14 protein-coding genes and 1 pseudogene are annotated in these 17,135 nt (G+C 48.1%); 4 read left to right on the top strand and 11 right to left on the bottom strand.

The genetic code is table 11. The features are described from left to right. Positions 1-240 precede the first annotated feature (240 nt). A pseudogene (locus tag LEP1GSC061_RS22190) lies at positions 241-693 on the bottom strand (DNA translocase FtsK 4TM domain-containing protein); the annotation flags it as partial. 199 nt (positions 694-892) lie between these two features. Between LEP1GSC061_RS22190 and LEP1GSC061_RS00425 the strand changes: the two are divergent. Both LEP1GSC061_RS00425 and LEP1GSC061_RS00420 read left to right on the top strand, forming a co-directional pair. Next, positions 893-1,144: a type II toxin-antitoxin system Phd/YefM family antitoxin gene (locus LEP1GSC061_RS00425; protein ID WP_016543473.1), complete on the top strand. Its 252-nt coding sequence runs from the start codon at positions 893-895 to the stop codon at positions 1,142-1,144. Further along, positions 1,138-1,572, top strand: a complete 435-nt coding sequence (locus tag LEP1GSC061_RS00420) for a type II toxin-antitoxin system VapC family toxin (RefSeq protein ID WP_016543818.1) — start codon at positions 1,138-1,140, stop codon at positions 1,570-1,572. Before LEP1GSC061_RS00425 ends, LEP1GSC061_RS00420 begins: the two co-directional genes overlap by 7 nt. 47 nt (positions 1,573-1,619) lie before the next feature. Here the strand turns inward: LEP1GSC061_RS00420 and dut are convergent, their stop codons facing one another. The 9 genes from dut to rimP all read right to left on the bottom strand — a co-directional run bounded on the left by dut (position 1,620) and on the right by rimP (position 11,948). Then, positions 1,620-2,060, bottom strand: a complete 441-nt coding sequence (gene dut, locus LEP1GSC061_RS00415) for a dUTP diphosphatase (protein ID WP_016543902.1) — start codon at positions 2,058-2,060, stop codon at positions 1,620-1,622. A gap of 5 nt (positions 2,061-2,065) precedes the next feature. Next, on the bottom strand, positions 2,066-3,361 hold the full coding sequence (locus LEP1GSC061_RS00410; protein WP_016543666.1) for a M16 family metallopeptidase: 1,296 nt from the start codon (positions 3,359-3,361) through the stop codon (positions 2,066-2,068). Between the two features lie 44 nt (positions 3,362-3,405). Continuing rightward, entirely contained in the window at positions 3,406-5,493 is a 2,088-nt protein-coding gene (gene pnp, locus LEP1GSC061_RS00405; protein ID WP_016543325.1) for a polyribonucleotide nucleotidyltransferase, read from the bottom strand. A gap of 11 nt (positions 5,494-5,504) precedes the next feature. Beyond that, positions 5,505-5,771, bottom strand: coding sequence for a 30S ribosomal protein S15 (gene rpsO / locus LEP1GSC061_RS00400; RefSeq protein WP_016543419.1), 267 nt, complete (start codon positions 5,769-5,771; stop codon positions 5,505-5,507). 51 nt (positions 5,772-5,822) lie between these two features. Next, on the bottom strand, positions 5,823-6,749 hold the full coding sequence (gene truB, locus LEP1GSC061_RS00395) for a tRNA pseudouridine(55) synthase TruB (protein WP_040507490.1): 927 nt from the start codon (positions 6,747-6,749) through the stop codon (positions 5,823-5,825). After that, positions 6,706-7,059: a 30S ribosome-binding factor RbfA gene (gene rbfA / locus LEP1GSC061_RS00390; RefSeq protein WP_016543979.1), complete on the bottom strand. Its 354-nt coding sequence runs from the start codon at positions 7,057-7,059 to the stop codon at positions 6,706-6,708. The genes truB and rbfA overlap by 44 nt, the downstream gene beginning before the upstream one ends. A gap of 12 nt (positions 7,060-7,071) precedes the next feature. Beyond that, positions 7,072-10,095 (bottom strand): translation initiation factor IF-2, encoded by a 3,024-nt coding sequence (infB, locus tag LEP1GSC061_RS00385; protein ID WP_040507488.1) that lies wholly within the window; start codon positions 10,093-10,095, stop codon positions 7,072-7,074. A 63-nt stretch (positions 10,096-10,158) separates the two neighbouring features. Then, entirely contained in the window at positions 10,159-11,520 is a 1,362-nt protein-coding gene (nusA, locus tag LEP1GSC061_RS00380) for a transcription termination factor NusA (RefSeq protein ID WP_016543392.1), read from the bottom strand. Between the two features lie 2 nt (positions 11,521-11,522). Then, complete coding sequence (rimP, locus tag LEP1GSC061_RS00375; RefSeq protein WP_232218355.1) at positions 11,523-11,948, bottom strand: ribosome maturation factor RimP; 426 nt, start codon at positions 11,946-11,948, stop codon at positions 11,523-11,525. 357 nt (positions 11,949-12,305) lie between these two features. On the opposite strand from rimP, the gene LEP1GSC061_RS00370 reads away from it, so the two are divergent. Both LEP1GSC061_RS00370 and LEP1GSC061_RS00365 read left to right on the top strand, forming a co-directional pair. Then, positions 12,306-13,466 carry an LIC_12708 family protein gene (locus tag LEP1GSC061_RS00370; RefSeq protein WP_016544021.1) on the top strand — a complete coding sequence of 387 codons (1,161 nt, stop codon included), beginning with the start codon at positions 12,306-12,308 and terminating at the stop codon, positions 13,464-13,466. A gap of 10 nt (positions 13,467-13,476) precedes the next feature. Further along, positions 13,477-14,928 carry a bifunctional ADP-dependent NAD(P)H-hydrate dehydratase/NAD(P)H-hydrate epimerase gene (locus LEP1GSC061_RS00365; protein WP_016543600.1) on the top strand — a complete coding sequence of 484 codons (1,452 nt, stop codon included), beginning with the start codon at positions 13,477-13,479 and terminating at the stop codon, positions 14,926-14,928. Positions 14,929-14,999: 71 nt separating this feature from the next. Here LEP1GSC061_RS00365 and LEP1GSC061_RS00360 read toward each other — a convergent pair whose 3' ends face one another. Continuing rightward, complete coding sequence (locus LEP1GSC061_RS00360) at positions 15,000-17,114, bottom strand: sodium-translocating pyrophosphatase (RefSeq protein ID WP_016543771.1); 2,115 nt, start codon at positions 17,112-17,114, stop codon at positions 15,000-15,002. Positions 17,115-17,135 lie beyond the last annotated feature (21 nt).

Below are 17,135 nucleotides of genomic sequence, written 5' to 3'. Positions count from 1 at the left end.
GGGAACCTTCCAAGCCTCTACTAAGGTCGCCAAATTCTTCGTCCAAGAAGGAGAAGAGGAAGGAAACACGCTCGTGTAATTCTCCAGATTGCCTGCTCTATCTTCCGGCCTGGCTCCTTCATAGCCTTTCACCCATTGCTTTTTCATGTCTTGGAAAGAAGTTCCGCTTTGAGCGACAAGGCGACCCAGAAAATGCACGGGAGACTCGTTCAAATAGACCAAGATCGCATAAAAATAAATTACGAAGTGAATGATCAATCTTCCGGTGGAGCCCAGAATATATTCCAAAGCCACGGCCAAGGCCTGACCTAAAACTCCTCCGTTCGCCGCAAAAGGAATCGGAGAAGGATTTCCGAAAACGTTCAGACTTACGGACACTGCGAGAAGGAAAAGAGGAATAGTGAGAAGCTTGCTAGTCGCATCCTGATCGGGTTTCGCAAGAAGAATGCCTCCCGTGAGAATCAAAAGAATTCCCGGAACAAAGGAAGCATTTCCAAAAAGGTATAGAAATCCCCAAGAAAGGTAATGGCCCAACCTCCCGAAAAGATTGGTCTGAACTCCGTTCTCCGCAAGAGAGAAAGATCCCAGGGATAAGGTTAAGAAAAAACCGGTAAACAAAAGAAGATAAGGTAAGGCCGCCCTTCCTCTCTCCCAAATAAGAATATTCTGCCCGACTCCGTCCTTTCTATCCATACTCCTAAAAGATCGGCAAAGCCCGGAAAAAGGAAAAGAGACTTAATTCCGCAAAAAAAAACGCAGATTCCGGAGAATTTCGCACGCAAGATCCCCTCTCTCTGAACCGGAAACGTTTATAGGAGAAAATTGATATGTCCCAAGAGATTTTACACTTGCAAAAAAAATCAAACCAGTTAACAAACTAGTAGGTTTATTTATGGCATTACGTATGGAAACCGTTTCCGCCTTCGAGGCGAAAACGCATTTATCGGAATTACTCAAGAAAGTTCAATCGGGAGAAATATTTATGATCACCCATAGAGGAAAACCCATAGCAAAACTGGTCCCCTATTCCGAAGCCTCGGATCTAGATACTGAGAACGCCGTCCAAAGTCTCCGGGAAATCCGAGCTAGCGTAAACGGATCCGTGGATATCGGCGAGTTCATCCGAGAAGGACGGAAATGGTAAGCCTTTGGGTCCTGGACTGTTCTCTGGCGGCGGCGTCCTTTCTACCGGATGAACAATCCGGTAAGGCGGATCGATTCCTGGGAACCCTGGGCAAAACGGCGCAAGCGATCGTGCCTTCCCTTTGGTGGTATGAGTTCAATAATGTGCTTTTGGTTTCCCGAAAAAGGAAAAGACTGAACGACTCACAGAGCAAGGAGATCGTTTCCATCTTCGAGTCCCTACCCCTGGAATTCGATAGCAACTTTTCTTTCGAGGTGCTAAGGCATATTCAGGATTTAGCATATAAAAACGACTTGTCCGCCTACGACGCATCTTATTTGGAATTATGCATCCGAAAAGGAGCGGGACTAGCCACGCTAGACGAAAAATTGGGAGAATGCGCTAAGAAACTAGAAATCTCCTTATATTCCTCCAAAAATCAAAACTAGAAACCTTGGAAAAGTCTCCGGACTTTTCCGGATCTTGACGGAAGCGATTAACTCTTGAAGCCTGTGCTTCCGAATCCGCCTTCTCCCCTTTCCGATTCGGGGAGTTCCTTCACAAGTTCCCAATCCGCATGCCAGGTTCTGCGAATCAAAAGCTGTGCAATCCTAGTTCCGTTTTCCAGAATATAAGGCTCTTTCCCTAGATTCAATAGAGGAACCATTAGTTCTCCTCTATAATCCGAATCGATCGTTCCCGGAGTATTCGGAATTAGTATGCGGAATTTTGTGGAAAAGCCGGAGCGAGGACGGATCTCGAAATGGAACCCTTCCGGAATAGCGAAAGAAAGCCCCGTAGGAACGAGTCTCACTTCACCCACCGGCAATTCCAAATTCTCATCCAAGCAGGCGGCTATATCGTAACCCGCGGAACCGGACGTCTTGATCTCAGGAAGGCTGGCATTCTCTTTCAGTTTCTTGACTGGAATTTTCATAAATATTAACGATAAGAATAGGATTCAAAGATCTTACGGATTTTTTCCTCTTCCTTAGCCTTCAATTTGGCAAGAAAGGATAAGTGCAGACTGGGAAGAGCGAAAATTCTTCGGATCGTGGAATTGATCTCTTCTCGGGTCACGGAGTGAATTTCCCTGATTCTCTCCGAGAGAGTATGATATTTACCGTAGTACAATTCCTGGAAAGCGATATTATTCATTCTACTTTCCGTATGCTCGTAACCTATGGAAAGACTTCCTTCATGATTGGTTTGAGCGTCCTTCAATTCCTTTTCGCCCACTCCTTCGTCCACAAAGAGTTTCAATTCGCTTAATATAACTTCGAGACTCTCTGCGAAACGATCCTTGGAAGAGGAACATACGATGGACGTGATTCCAGTGTCCTTGTAGGAAGAAGGGTAACTAGTGATGTGGTAACAGAGTCCTCTTTCTTCCCTGACCTTTTGAAAAAGACGGGAAGACATTCCCCCGCCTAAAATATGAGTCAGAAGCGAAAGACGGGTGGCATCCCGGAAATTACGAGGACTCCCCTCTCCGCCTAATATGAAATAGGCTTGTTCCGTCTCCTTATTACCCTTATGAAAATATCCGAAACGTTTTTCGGGAGTTTCGAATAACGCGATTTTTCCCGAACGAGAAGAAGCGGAGAAATATTTCGAGACAAGACTAAAGATCTCCTCCGGTTCGAAATTGCCGGAAAGAGAAAGAATCATATTGGCGGGATGATAATAGGTCTCGTAAAAATTTCTAAGAGATGCGGAAGTCACTCCGCGGATGGACGCTTCCGTTCCTATGATATCCCGGCCGAGAGCGTTTCCCGGAAATAAGTTCTGGTAATAAAAATCATGAACCCCGTCTTCCGGAGAGTCCTCATATCCTTTCATCTCTTCCAGAACGACTTCCGCTTCCGTGCGTAAATCCTGTTCCCGGAGTAAAGGAGAGAACATCATCTGAGAAAGAAGTTCTAATCCTAGTTCCAAATCCCTGGAAGCAAGCGTCGCGTGAAAATAGGTATATTCTCTGGAAGTGGCCGCATTGGAATAAGCGCCCACTCTTTCCCAATCCTCCGCCTGCTTTTTAGCGGTTCTTTGCTCCGTATCCTTAAAGAGCATATGCTCCAAGAAATGGCAGTATCCGGCGGTAATTTCGGATTCAGAACGGGATCCTAATTTTACATAGACTCCTACGGATACGCTGACGGTATACGGAGCCCTTTGGAAAAGAACGGTCAAACCGTTCGGCAATTGTAATTTATGGCTTTTTTCTTCTTGGAAAATCAATATCTTGGGCCCGGCGAGACACCGCTCGCCGGCCTTTTTGGAATTTAGACTTCGAGAGCGTCTCTTCTGGAAAGATCGATTTTTCCGGTCTTGTCCACGTTTAGGACTCTGACTCGAATGATCTCGCCTTCTTTCACGATGTCTTTTACGGAATTCACTCTTTTGGAATCCAGTTTGGAGATATGGCAAAGCCCTTCCTTACCGGGTAGAATTTCCACAAAAGCTCCGAAGTCGGTGATACGTTTCACCTTTCCTTCGTATATCTTTCCTACTTCCACTTCTGCGAAAAATCCTTCCACCATTCCTGCGGCTTTCTCCGCTTGTTCCTGGTTGGCTCCCGCGATCGTCACTCTTCCATCGTCGTCGATATTGATATCCGCTCCGGAAGCTTCGATGATTCCGCGGATATTTTTTCCGCCCGGTCCGATCAGTTCCCCGATCCGGTCTTTCGGAATATTCTTAACTATGATCCTAGGAGCGGTTCTGGAAACGGAATCCGCAGCTTTGGAGATATGTTTCTCCATCACGTCCAGGATGTGGAAACGCGCCTTCTCGGCTTGCGAGAATACGGCCTCAAGAACGTTAAACGCCACACCGGTGACCTTTAGGTCCATCTGAAATGCGGTGATTCCTTTTCTGGTTCCGGCGATCTTGCAATCCATATCTCCGAAATGATCCTCGAGTCCCGCGATATCGGAAAGGACTGCGAATCTACCGGTATCGTCGGAGAATAGCCCCATCGCGATTCCGGAAACTGCCGATTTTACGGGCACACCGGCGGCCATCAAGGCCAAGGATCCGGAACATACGGAAGCCATGGAAGAGGATCCGTTGGATTCCAAGATTTCCGATACCACTCGGATCACATAAGGAAAATCGTCCTGCTTAGGAAGAACCAATTTCAAGGCTCTTTCCGCAAGGTTTCCGTGACCGATCTCTCTACGTCCCGGACCGGATGATCTCCTCACTTCTCCCACGGAGAATGCGGGGAAATTATAATGGAGCATGAAGTTCTTTTCCTTCTGCCCTTCCAGAGTCTCATAACGTTGGTTGTCGGAAGCGGTTCCTAAGGTTACAGTTCCCAAGGATTGAGTCTGGCCCCTGGTAAATACAGCGGACCCGTGAACTCCGGGTAGAGGGCTCATCTCTACGGAAATATTTCGGATCTCGTCCAATTTTCTTCCGTCGAAACGAACTCCTTCCTTCAATACTTGCTCGCGTACGATTTCGTATTCGAGTTCGTGTAGGAAGTTTTTAATGTCTTTGATCTTATCAGCTTCCGGAACGGTTTGCTTGAAATACTCTACGACTTCCTTGTTTACGTTGGAAATTTCCTTAGAGCGAGTCGTTTTGTCCGAAGTCTTGTTAGCCGCGGAGAGTTTGTCGAAAGCGTATTTACGCGCCTCCGCTAGTAAGGTCTCGTCTTTTACTTTCAGTTTAACTTCTTTTTTGACGACACCTAATTCTTTGGCCCAGCTTTCCTGAAGTTCCACGAATTTGGCGATATGGCTTTGTGCGAATTTCAAAGCCTCCAACATCTCCGCATTGGCAAGTTCTTTGGCCTCGCCTTCGATCATTACGATATGGGTTTTGGTTCCTGCAACGATTAGATCCAGATCCGAATTCGGAATTTCCTTGTTTCCGGGATTCAGTACCAGCTCGCCGTTGATTCTTCCCACTCTGGCTCCGGCAATCGGACCGTTGAATGGAATATTAGAAATAGCTAACGCTGCAGAAGCTGCATTTAAAGCATGGCCGGCTGTCGAAACCTCCGTGTCCGCGGAAAGAACCTGCACCTGCAGTTGCACTTCGCAGAAATATCCTTCCGGAAAAAGAGGACGAATAGGACGGTCTATGATACGAGAGTTTAGAACTTCATGTTCGTAAGGCTTCGCTTCTCTCTTGAAATACCCTCCGGGAAATCTTCCTACGGAGTAAGCTTTTTCGGAATATTCACAAGTGAGAGGAAAAAAGTCCTGGCCTTCTTTCGGTTCGTCGGCGGCGCAAACGGTCGCAAGCAGAACCAAATTTCCGGTTTTATATACTACGGACCCGTGGGCCTGTTTCGCCCAGTCTCCCGTTTCGAGAGTAATAGAATCGCGGCCAAATTGGCCCGTTATAGATTTTGCCATGAGGGGACTCCTTACTTACGGAGTCCGAGGGTTTCGATCAGCTTTTTATAACGTTCTAGATCTTGGCGTTTTAGATATTCCAATAGTTTCTTACGCTTGCTAACTAGTTTAAGAAGACCGGTTTTGGAGTGAAAATCTTTATTATGGCTTTTAAAATGCTCGTTTAGGCCTTTAATACGAGCGTCTAGGAGGGCGACTTGGACTTCCGTGGAACCGGTATCTCCCTTTCCTTTTGCAAATGTGGATATAATTTGCTTCTTTAATTCCGTAGTTATCATAGTTTGATTGTACCTAGAGTCAACTTTCGTATGCGGTATCTAGGGTCCAAGCTAAATTTTGGAAAAGACCTTCAAATATTTATAGGAAACACTGCCAGGAAGTCCGTCTCTCTTGCAGTAGGCTAAAATCTCCCCCTCGGGCGAAGTCAAAAGGAATTCCTGAGCCGGAATCCAGTCCAACTTAATCTTTTTACCGTGGAATACGTCCTTTACTTCCGTACTCGGAATCTCTAGGCCTGGAATATCCAAAATTTCCTCGGGAGGATGTATGACAGCCTTGCCCAATAGAAGAGCCTCGTATGTATCCGCCTGCTCCAAACTCAAACGTCCCACCTTGGTCCGAACGAGAGACTTTAGACACATCGGAATTCCGGAAGCTTCTCCTATATCCATCACCAATTTTCTGATATAAGTGCCTCCCGAGACTCGGGTGCGTAGAATGAAACCTTGGGGACAGATTCCTTCCGCTTCGAATTCGAATATCTTCATTTTACGGATGGCGGGGGGAACGGATACTCCTTCTCGGAATAGCTTGGCCCTTCTCTGTCCCCCCACTTTCAATGCGGAAACTTCGGGAGCCACCTGCTCTTCCCAAAGAGGAACTTCCTGTAGTACCTTCTCGAATTTGGACTTGGACTCGGAATACCATCTCTCGATGCGAGCATTCTCCCAATCCTCGATAACGAGACCTTCTCTGTCTCCGGAATCGGTAGAGAAGCCGAATTGCACTTCTGCTTTGTATTCTTTCTCTCTTCCCAAGAAGAATTGGGAAAAACTAGTCGCAGTTCCTACGGGAAGTACCATAAGCCCGGATGCGGCCTTGTCCAAGGTTCCGGTATGACCTACTTTACGGAGCCCCAAGGTCTTTTTGGCCTTTAAAACCAAATCGGACGAAGTCATCCCAACCGGCTTATCCAGAAGTAGAAACCCGAATTCAGTCCGGATTCGTCGGTTTTCTTGTAAGTCGGAGGGATTCATCTAAACCTTGGATATATTCTTCGTCCCATACGAAATGGATCTTAGGAGTAATCCTTAAATTCAATTTCGTAGAGAGAGTCGCGGCGAATTTACCCGCAGCGCTATTCAGTCCTGCGAGTAATTTTTCCTTTTTCTTGTCCGTGCAGATGGCTGTTACGAAAACTTTGAGAAATTTGGAATCGTCCGAGATTTCCGATCTGTGTACGGAAACCATATGGACCCTAGGATCCTTTACTTTTCCGGTAAGAATCATCATGGCGACGGTCCGAACCGTCTCCGCTTCGATTTTCCTTTTACGGATCGGATTCAAGTAAGACGACCTCTACTCAAGCTTACGTTTGATAACGGTGACCGTATACGCTTCCACGGTATCTCCGACCTTAAAGTCGTTGAAATTATCCAACTGGATACCGCACTCGAAGTTGTTCACGACCTCGTTTACCTCGTCCTTGAATCTGCGGAGAGACTTGAGCTTTCCGTCGAATACTTGGACTCCGTCGCTGATTACGCGGATTCCGGAAGCCTTGGTGATTTTTCCGGAGGTAACCATACAACCTGCGATGTTTCCGATCTTGGATACCTTGAATACTTCCCGGATCTCGGCCGTACCGATGACTTCCTCGATTCTTTCCGGCTCCAGGAGGCCTTCCATCGCCATTTTGATCTCGTCGACCACTTGGTAAATGATGCTGTAATACTTGATCTGAACGCCTTCTTTCTCCGCGAGTGCGATCGTCTTAGGATTCGCACGAACATGGAATCCGATCACGATTGCGTTGGAAGCGGATGCAAGCATAACGTCCATATCGACGATGGCTCCCGCTCCGGATTGGATCACGTTCAGTTTCACATCCGCAGTGGAAAGTTTTTCCAAAGCTTCCTTGATTGCTTCCGCAGATCCTCGAACGTCCGCCTTGATGATTACCTTGAGTTCTTTCAAAGCTCCCTGTTTGATGAACTCGTTCATGTTCTCCAGGGTGACCTTGGAACCCGCAGCGCCTGCGTTTCCGATTCTCTCGAATTCAATACGGTGTTGGGAAATATTCCGTGCTTCCTTCTCGTCTTCGACCGCATCGAAAGGTGCGCCCGCATCGGGAACTCCGTCTAGACCCGTAACCTGAACCGGGAAAGCGGGGCCCGCTTCCTTGATTAGGTGTCCGTAATCGTCATACATCGCGCGGACTCTTCCGGAGAAGACACCCGCTACGAAAGGATCTCCCACTCTGAGAGTTCCGTTCTGGATTAGAACCGTAGCCACGGCACCGCGACCCGGATCCAATTTGGCTTCCACGATCGTTCCTTTGGCTCTGCGTTTCGGGTTAGCCTTCAGATCCAATACTTCCGCTTGTAGAAGTACCGCTTCTAAGAGTTTATCGATTCCGATATTCTCCTTGGCGGAAATCTTGCAATACATGGTATCTCCACCCCATTCCTCCGATTGGAGGCCATGGTTGGCCAATTCCTGCATGATCTTGTCCGGATTCGCGGTAGGCAAATCCACCTTGTTAATTGCTACGATAATAGGAACTTTTGCGTCCTTTGCATGGGATAATGCTTCCAAAGTCTGAGGCATGACCCCGTCGTCCGCCGCGACCACCAGAATGACGATATCCGTAACCTTCGCTCCTCGGGCACGCATGGAAGTGAAAGCCTCGTGACCGGGAGTATCCAGGAAAGTAATCTCTCCCTTGGAAGTCTTAACCTGATAAGCTCCGATATGTTGGGTGATTCCGCCCGACTCGGTATCTATAACCGAAGATTTGCGGATAGTATCCAAAAGTCTCGTTTTACCGTGGTCGACGTGACCCATGATTGTAACGACCGGAGGTCTGTGAATATAATCTTCGGGACTATCTTGTTCCTCGTCGATTAACGTTTCCTCATACAAGGAAACTACTTTGACCTTACATCCATATTCGTCGGCAAGAATGGATGCGGTTTCCGCATCGATGATATTATTGATCGTGACCATCATACCCATCTTCATGAGTTTTCCAATCACATCCCCCGGCTTAAGATTCATTTTCTTAGCCAGCTCGCCTACTTGAACGTTCTCTAATAGCGTAATTTCTTTAGGTACGGATACCCCTGTAGGTCCGCTTATCTTCTGCTTCTTGTAAGTTTGGCGGAAAAACTTAGAATTCTCGTCTCCGAAGGAACCGCCCTCAGGACGCCCACCTCTATCTTTATCATTACGTTTTTTACCGGAAGGTACGCCTCTTCCTTCTCCTCCAGGAGGAGCTCCTAAACCCGGTCCTCCTGGACCGCCAGTTCCAGGACCTGCAGGCCCACGGAATCCTCCGCCTGGACCTCCTTGGCCTCCACGGAACCCACCGCCTTGGCCACCCTGACCTCCGCGATATCCACCGCCGCCTTGACCGCCTTGGTATCCTCCGCCTTGACCACCACGATAACCGCCGCCGCTTGGACCACCCTGACCTCCGCGATATCCGCCACCGCCCTGGCCACCCTGACCTCCGCGATATCCACCACCGCCTTGACCGCCTTGGTATCCTCCGCCCTGGCCACCCTGACCTCCGCGATATCCACCACCGCCTTGACCGCCTTGGTATCCTCCGCCCTGGCCACCTTGACCTCCGCGATAACCGCCACCGCCTTGACCGCCTTGGTATCCTCCACCTTGGCCTCCACGATAACCGCCACCACCACCTTGGCCGCCTTGGTATCCTCCACCTTGACCACCACGATAACCGCCGCCACCTTGGCCGCCTTGGTATCCTCCACCTTGACCACCACGATAACCGCCACCACCTTGGCCGCCTTGGTATCCTCCGCCTTGACCACCACGATAACCGCCACCACCTTGGCCGCCTTGGTATCCTCCGCCGGATTGGTCGTCTCTCGGGCCTCTATTATAACCACCCTGACCGCCTCTATAGCCGCCTTGGTCGTCTCGATTGCCACGATATTCTCCGGAAGATCCGTCGCCCCGGTTCTGATTGGTATAAGTTTGTCTCTGATTCGGACGAGAAACGATAATATTATTGTCTTCTCTCTGAAAAGGAGAATTGCTATCTCCTAAAATCGGTTCCGGCGGAGCCGATCTTGGAACGGGAGGTTCCTGTCGAGCCTCTGGAAACAAGGGTTCTCTTTTCGGAGTTGGAGCGGGACCCGAAGTCGGTTTTGCAGTTGGAGCGGGATTAGAAGCGCTTGCACCGGACGGCTTGCCTGGAGTCGAATGCTCCGATGCCGAGGTTTCCTTTTTCGGAGATTCGGCGGAAGGCGTTTTTTCATCCGGCTTCTTCTTAATGATCAGCTTCTTCTTCTTACCTGCGTCGGCAGAACCCTGCAGCTTTTCCTTGATTGATTTGTTCTTATCTTCCATATAATATCCTGGTCTACTACAGGGCTTGTCCTGATACGATGCGACCCGCTACGATCGAGAGGACTAGCTCTCCTCCACCCATTCCACGGACTCGGCGAGAATTCGCATAATCTGCGCCGCCGTAGTCTGCCCGATTCCCGGGAGTTTTGCCAGATCGTCCTGGCTGATTTCGATCAATGTTTCCACGTCGTTGATACCCGCGCTTCTCAATAAGTCGATCAAACGAGCGGAAAGTCCAGGTAAGTCTTCGAGTGCGGTAGCTCCGTCGTCCTCTTCCTCGGTGGTTTCCGCAGGAGGACTGAAGAGCTTATCCAATCTCTCTCTCGCTTCCGGAGAGGAGAATTCCTCGTTGTACTGAGCTATGGTTTTGATATCGATTCTGAATCCGGTCAACTGAGACGCTAACTTTACATTAGATCCGTTGATTCCGATTGCAAGAGATAATTGCTCCTCGGGAACGATCACCATGGCTTCTCTTCCCACGGAATCCGCCTTAACATCGTAAGGCTTCGCGGGAGAAATCGCATTTGCGATGAATTCGGTCGGATCGGAAGAATATTGGACGATATCTATCCTTTCGTTTCCGAGTTCCCGAACGATGGATTGGATACGAACCCCTTTCATCCCCACGCATGCTCCGACAGGATCGATGTCCCCCCGGGTAGCATAGACCACTACTTTAGTACGAATGGAAGGCTGCCTAGCCACGTTTACGATTTCCACGAGTCCGTCATAGATTTCGGGAATTTCCATTTCGAAGAGTTTACGAACGAAATCCGCGGAAGCTCTAGAAAGAGTAATCACAGGGATCGGTTCCCTAGGACGCAACTCCACTTTTTGGATGATCGCCTTGAGTCGGTCTCCGCTATGATATTTCTCTCCGGGATTCTGCTCTCTCTTAGGCATGATCCCTTCTACCTTGCCAAGATCGATGGACATTGCGTCCTTTTTCCAACGTTGGAAATAACCGTGGGTAAGCTCCCCTTCCTTGGCTTTGTATTCCTGATACAAAAGCTCTTTTTCCATATCTCTCAAGCGCTGGAAAACCATCTGCTTGGCCTGGCTGGAAATAATACGGGAAAGCTCCATAGGCTTTTCTTTAAATTCTAATATATCACCCACCTGAGCGTCCGGATAGGACGCATTAGCTTCTTCTAAAGCGATTTCCGATCCGTCCTTAGGAGAATCTTGTACGACTTTTCGAGGAACGATGATGACTACGTTTTCGCCGGCGGATGCGAACTCAACCTTGATCGGATTTTCTGTATCGTCCAGATTTTCGAGCCCGGATTTCTTCTTATATGCCGTGATCAAGGAATCGCGTATGACTCCCATAACCGCTTCTCTATCCAGAGATTTATCGGCGCAGAACTGTTGGATCGCTTCCAACAGATTGACTTCGGCTTCTTTCTTCTTAACTGCCATAATCAAATACTTACGTACAAATTTCCTTTCAGTATATCCTTCAATTCCAGGATGGCTTCCTTTTTTTTACCGGTTCCGGCTTTCCTCTTCGAAAACGGTTCCAAGAAGACCTGATCTCCTTTCCTATCCAGAATCTTAAAGATTCCTTCTTTATCCTTCGACCCTTCCGCTCTGTAGACGAGTCGCACCGGTATCCCACGGAATCTATCCAGATCCTCGGGAATCACCAGCTTTCTTTCCGCACCTGCGGAAGAAACCTTAAGAGTATAGTTCAGATCCGGCGAGATCCGTTCCAACTCTTCATTCAGTTTTCTGGAAACATGCTCACATTCCAGAAGGCTGACGGAACCGTACGGGTGCTCGAGGTGATCCAACTCTACCTCGATCAGCGTATGGTTTGGCCTTTGGCTAACCATGAGTGCGTACAGCTTGACAGGGGCGAGAAGGATTCGATCTAAGATCGCTTCGATAACTTCTTTACTGACTGTCACGCCGGCCTTACAGAGAGTCTCTAAACCGCCCGTTTCGACCTACGAGAGACGAAACATACTTTAAACTGCGAAATCTATCCGAAAGTCTAAAGCAACTTATCAATTACGATGGGGTGGTTCCCGATATCCATTCAAAATATTTAGACCGGGCCCTAGTGTAAAGTAAAAAATACCTCCGATTCCGAGACCCGATTCCACCTGTAAACGAAATTGCTTGTTTTCTGATACCAAACCGAAGGATGGTAACGAAACGTCCCGTTTGCTTTAAAAAAGGGTACGGAGAAAAAAGATATTATGCAAATCCCATCAAATTCGGAAAGAAACAAGACCCGAGTATGGAAATTTATTACGGGAGCCGCCATTCTTGGGCTTCTCTCCTTTTCCTGTTCTAAGTTCCGAGTAGACGATTATAATCCTTACCTATTCGGAAGAGTGAAATTAGGTAAGGACCTGAAGGAACTCCAGGTAAACATAGTGAATCGGGTTCCCACCAATGTTCCCAACCAACTCGCGATCGTGTCCGGATTGCTTTACGTTCCGGATTTCGAGCAGTCCTTGATCAAAGCATTCAATCCCGACGGAGAATTGAAGTTCGTGATCGGATATCCGAAAGAAAAACAGAATGTAGATAAGATCAAAACCTATAATATCAAGTTGGGAAGAATCGGACTCGTTACCGTCTCCGACTCCGAAGATCTATTCGTTCAGTCCAGAGTTTCCAGAGAAGACGTGAAAACCGATAAGGCCCCGGAAAATATCTTCGCAAAGAAATCGGGAGAATTCAGGACCGAAGCGGAGGAAGCGATACCTTCCGTGATCCTAAAAATCAACGATTCCGGAAAATTAGTCCAGACAATATACGCGGACGGAAGCGGGGGCTCCTCTCCTTTCGGATACGTAGAGAGAATGGAGGCCGCTAATAACGACCAGCTATTCGTATTTCATAGGATTAACGGAGAAATGAGGCTGAGCATTTTCGACGAGGCGGGAAAGCTTAAGACCAAAATTGATTCCTCCGATTTCAAAGAGGCCTTTGGAACGGGAGCGGATATCACCTGGTATACCGATACCATTCTCTCACATACGGACGGAGATTATGCTCTAGGATCCTTCAGTTTCTACGATTCTAAATCCGGAAGATTCAAGAATCGTAGAATATTCCGATTCGACGTTAAGGACAAGAAGGTAACGCCGATCAAGGAAATCCAAGATCCCTCGGAAACGTTGTATTGGGTTTTGAGTAACGATAATTTCTTTATCTGGGAAACGGAAGTCGAAGAAGGAAATTCCATCCGTCTGCAAGTCCACGACGAAGACGGAAATCATGTGAATAATATCCGATTGAATTACCCTCCTCCCAGAGGGCTCTGGAGAGAAACCTGGATGGATACAAACGACGAGATCTATTCCATGAAGATCCGCTCCGGATATTTAGAAATTCATAAATGGAAATAGGCACATTCTAATGAATGTTAGCGCCCTCTTTAACGACTCCGAGAGTCGGGAATTGGATCGAATCACGATCCAGGAAAGAGGAATCTCCGGAATTACGCTCATGGGATTTGCGGCGTTATCCGTATTCAAAGGATGGGAAAAGCGTCTACTTAAATCGGAAAGAATTCTCGTATTATGCGGATCCGGAAATAACGGGGGAGATGGATACGCCCTCGCCCAATTTCTAAAAGCGGAAGGATGCAAAGTAGAGATCTTCTCCAAGGCGGGAAATCTTTCCGAAGAAACGTTATATTATAAAAAACTAACCGAGTCCTTAAGGATTCCCAACCGTAGACTCGCCGATTTCCGATCCGGATTCGTAAAGGAAGGAGATATCCTAATCGATGCGCTCCTAGGAACCGGTTTCCAAGGATCTCTCGAAGGAGAAATCGCTGCAGTCGTCCGGGAGATATCGGACGCGAAAGAAAGACTCCGAGACCTTTGTTTCGTTCTGAGTATAGATGCGGTTTCGGGATTTAATCCGGAATCCACGCTTCCCTTTCCCGTAGACGGCCTTGCGGAAATAGGCTCTCCCAAACTGAAGAATCTATTTTATCCTTTGGAAGAGGAAAATAAGACCTTCCATCCGATCGGATTTCTGAGGGAGGAATTCCCCACTTCCAAATTCGTATTCCGTAAATCTTCCGAAGAGGAATTGAGAGGACGACTGGTCCGGGAAAGAGATTCACACAAATACAAGAACGGCTCCGCGGTATTTTTAGGAGGATCCGAGGGAATGTCGGGGGCGATTCTTTCTTCCGCACTCGCTTTCCAGGAATTAGGAGGAGGGATCTCCCAAATAATGAGTCCTTCTCCTCATACATTGCAAAGGATACTTAAAAGAGATCCTTCCTTTATGGTAGGTCCCGTGGAATCCGGAAAAGATCCTTTATCCGGATCCTTTGCTAAGAAGGCAAGAGTCATCGCTCTCGGACCGGGTCTTTCTTCTACGGATGCGCCCAAATTGGCTTTCCCTAAGAATGCAAAAATCATTTTGGATGCGGGTGCGATCACGGCCTATTCTTCCGAAACTCTGGGTCCCAATACGATTCTCACTCCTCATCTGGGAGAATGGTCTTCCCTCCAAGGAAAGGATTATCCTAGTATTTACGGCTCTTTGGAAGACGCAAGTGCCTGGTCCAAAAACAAACAATGCTATCTTTTATTGAAAGGTTCCGTTTCGGTTTTATTCACCCCGGAAGGTAAATCCTATTTCTGGGACTTTCGCGAGCCCAAGCTCGCCGTCATGGGTACTGGAGATCTGCTTGTAGGAATCTTGGCATTCTTTCTTTCCAGAGGAGAAGAAATGACCGAAGCGGTTCGCCTTTCCCAAAGCGTGCTACTTTATTGCGCAAGGGCCTGCAAAGGATACCCCACTGCGGGAAGAATGAGAAAGAAGATCCGGGATTTGGTGGAAGTTTAAGAATATTCCGATCGAAGACATAAAAAAAGGCCCTTTCGGGCCTTTTTCTTCTTTTAGAATTCTCTAAAATCTTATTGGAAGATGCGAAGGATCAAGCCTCCGTGTTGTACGAAGAACTCCGCAAACACTAAGCTTGTGATCGCCATCAGCTTGATGAGAATATTGATGGAAGGACCGGAAGTATCTTTCAAAGGATCTCCCACGGTATCTCCCACAACCGCCGCTTTATGTTGGTCGGAACCTTTTCCGCCCGCGGCCTTCTCTATATATTTCTTAGCATTGTCCCAACCGCCACCGGAGTTTGCGGAAGAAATCGCGAGTACCACACCTGCAACCAAGGCACCTGCCAGAACTCCTGCCAAGGATTTGATTCCGAAAAGATATCCGACTACGATAGGAGTAGTCAGAACCAAAAGTCCGGGAAGAATCATCTCGCGAAGAGCGGCGGTTGTGGAAATATCCACGCATCTTTTATAATCCGGCTTGGCTTTTCCTTCCATGATTCCTGGAATTTCGCGGAACTGTTTTCTCACTTCCTCCACCATATCCACTGCTGCTTTACCCACTGATTTCATGGTAAGAGCGGTAAAGATGAAAGGAAGCATAGCTCCGAAAAGTAGTCCTCCGAACACTTCCGCATTCAGAATATCCAATCCGGTGGTTCCGGTTCTGGTAATAAAGGCAGCAAACAACGCCAAGGAAGTCAGAGCAGCGGATCCGATCGCAAAACCTTTTCCGATCGCCGCGGTGGTGTTTCCTGCAGCGTCCAGGGTATCCGTACGATTACGAACTTCTTTTCCGAGTTCCGCCATCTCCGCGATACCACCTGCGTTATCCGAAACTGGACCGTAAGCGTCGATGGTAAGTCCGATCGCGATCGTGGAGATCATTCCGAGAGCCGCAATCGCGATTCCGTACATTCCCGCCAGAATATTGGCGGTTACGATCGTTACTACTAAGAGTAAAACCGGAACCACGGAACTTTGGTATCCCAAAGCGAGTCCGTAGATGATATTCGTGGCGGCTCCGGTTTTGGAAGCGTCCACCACTTCTCTTACGGGCTTATAAGAATGAGAAGTATAGTATTCTGTCACGAGTCCGATGAACATACCCGAGAATAGTCCGACGATGAGGGAAATATATACGTTCCATTTTGTAATCGTCTTACCTGCGATCTCGAAGCTATCCACCATATAGTAGTCGGTGACGAAATACATGGCCGCGCCCACGAGAAGAGTGGAAACCCATAATTGGATTTTCAGAACCTTCTCTACATTTCCTCCCTCTTTCACCGCAGCGATAAAGGAAGTCAAAAGAGAAGCCGGGATTCCGAAAGCGGAGATCAAAAGAGGATATAATAAAGCGTCCGTATTTCCTGTAAGTGCAGTAGCCGTAGCTCCGATCACGAGAGCCGCGCAAGTCGCTTCCGCGCAGGAACCGAATAAGTCAGCTCCCATACCGGCCACGTCTCCTACGTTATCGCCCACGTTGTCGGCGATGGTTGCAGGGTTACGAGGATCATCCTCGGGGATTCCTTTTTCCACTTTTCCTACCAGGTCGGCACCCACGTCCGCAGCCTTGGTATAGATACCGCCGCCCACTCTACCGAAGAGAGCCACTGCGGAACCGCCCAAACCGAATCCGGCCAGGGCTTCCATTAAGAAAAGCTTATCCACGGTTTGGAATAGATTGGTATAAAGTAGGAAGAGTCCGATCATTCCCAATACAGCGAGTCCTACGAGACCGAATCCCATAACGGCTCCCGAATCGAAAGCGACTCTGAATGCCTTAGCCATAGACGTTTTTGCCGCCTGAGCGGTTCTAACGTTTCCTGCGGTAGCGATCTTCATTCCGATGAAACCGGACAGACACGAGATCAAGGCTCCCGCAATGAATGCGATGGCGGTAAACAACCCGTCGTTGAAATCCGGAGTCGCCGGATTGTCCAGAAGGAAGAAGATCAGAACTGCCATAAAGGCGATGAAAAGGGAAATCGTCTTATATTCCCTTACGAGAAAGGCCATTGCGCCTTCAGAGATAGCGGAAGAAATTTCGATTAATTTCTTGGATTCTTGGTCTTTTCCGCCCTCGGTTCCGATGGTAATCCTGGTGACCTTTAATGCGTAAACAACTGCGGTCAAAATAGCCAGGATGGCAAAGGACAGAATAATCGTTACCGAATTCATTCAGGGAAACCTCTTGTTTTT

The sequence above is a fragment of the Leptospira wolffii serovar Khorat str. Khorat-H2 genome (genome assembly GCF_000306115.2).
In the GTDB taxonomy this organism is placed as follows: Bacteria; Spirochaetota; Leptospiria; order Leptospirales; family Leptospiraceae; genus Leptospira_B; species Leptospira_B wolffii.
Note: the sequence above shows the minus strand (reverse complement) of the source record. Positions and strands in the feature narration are given on the sequence as shown.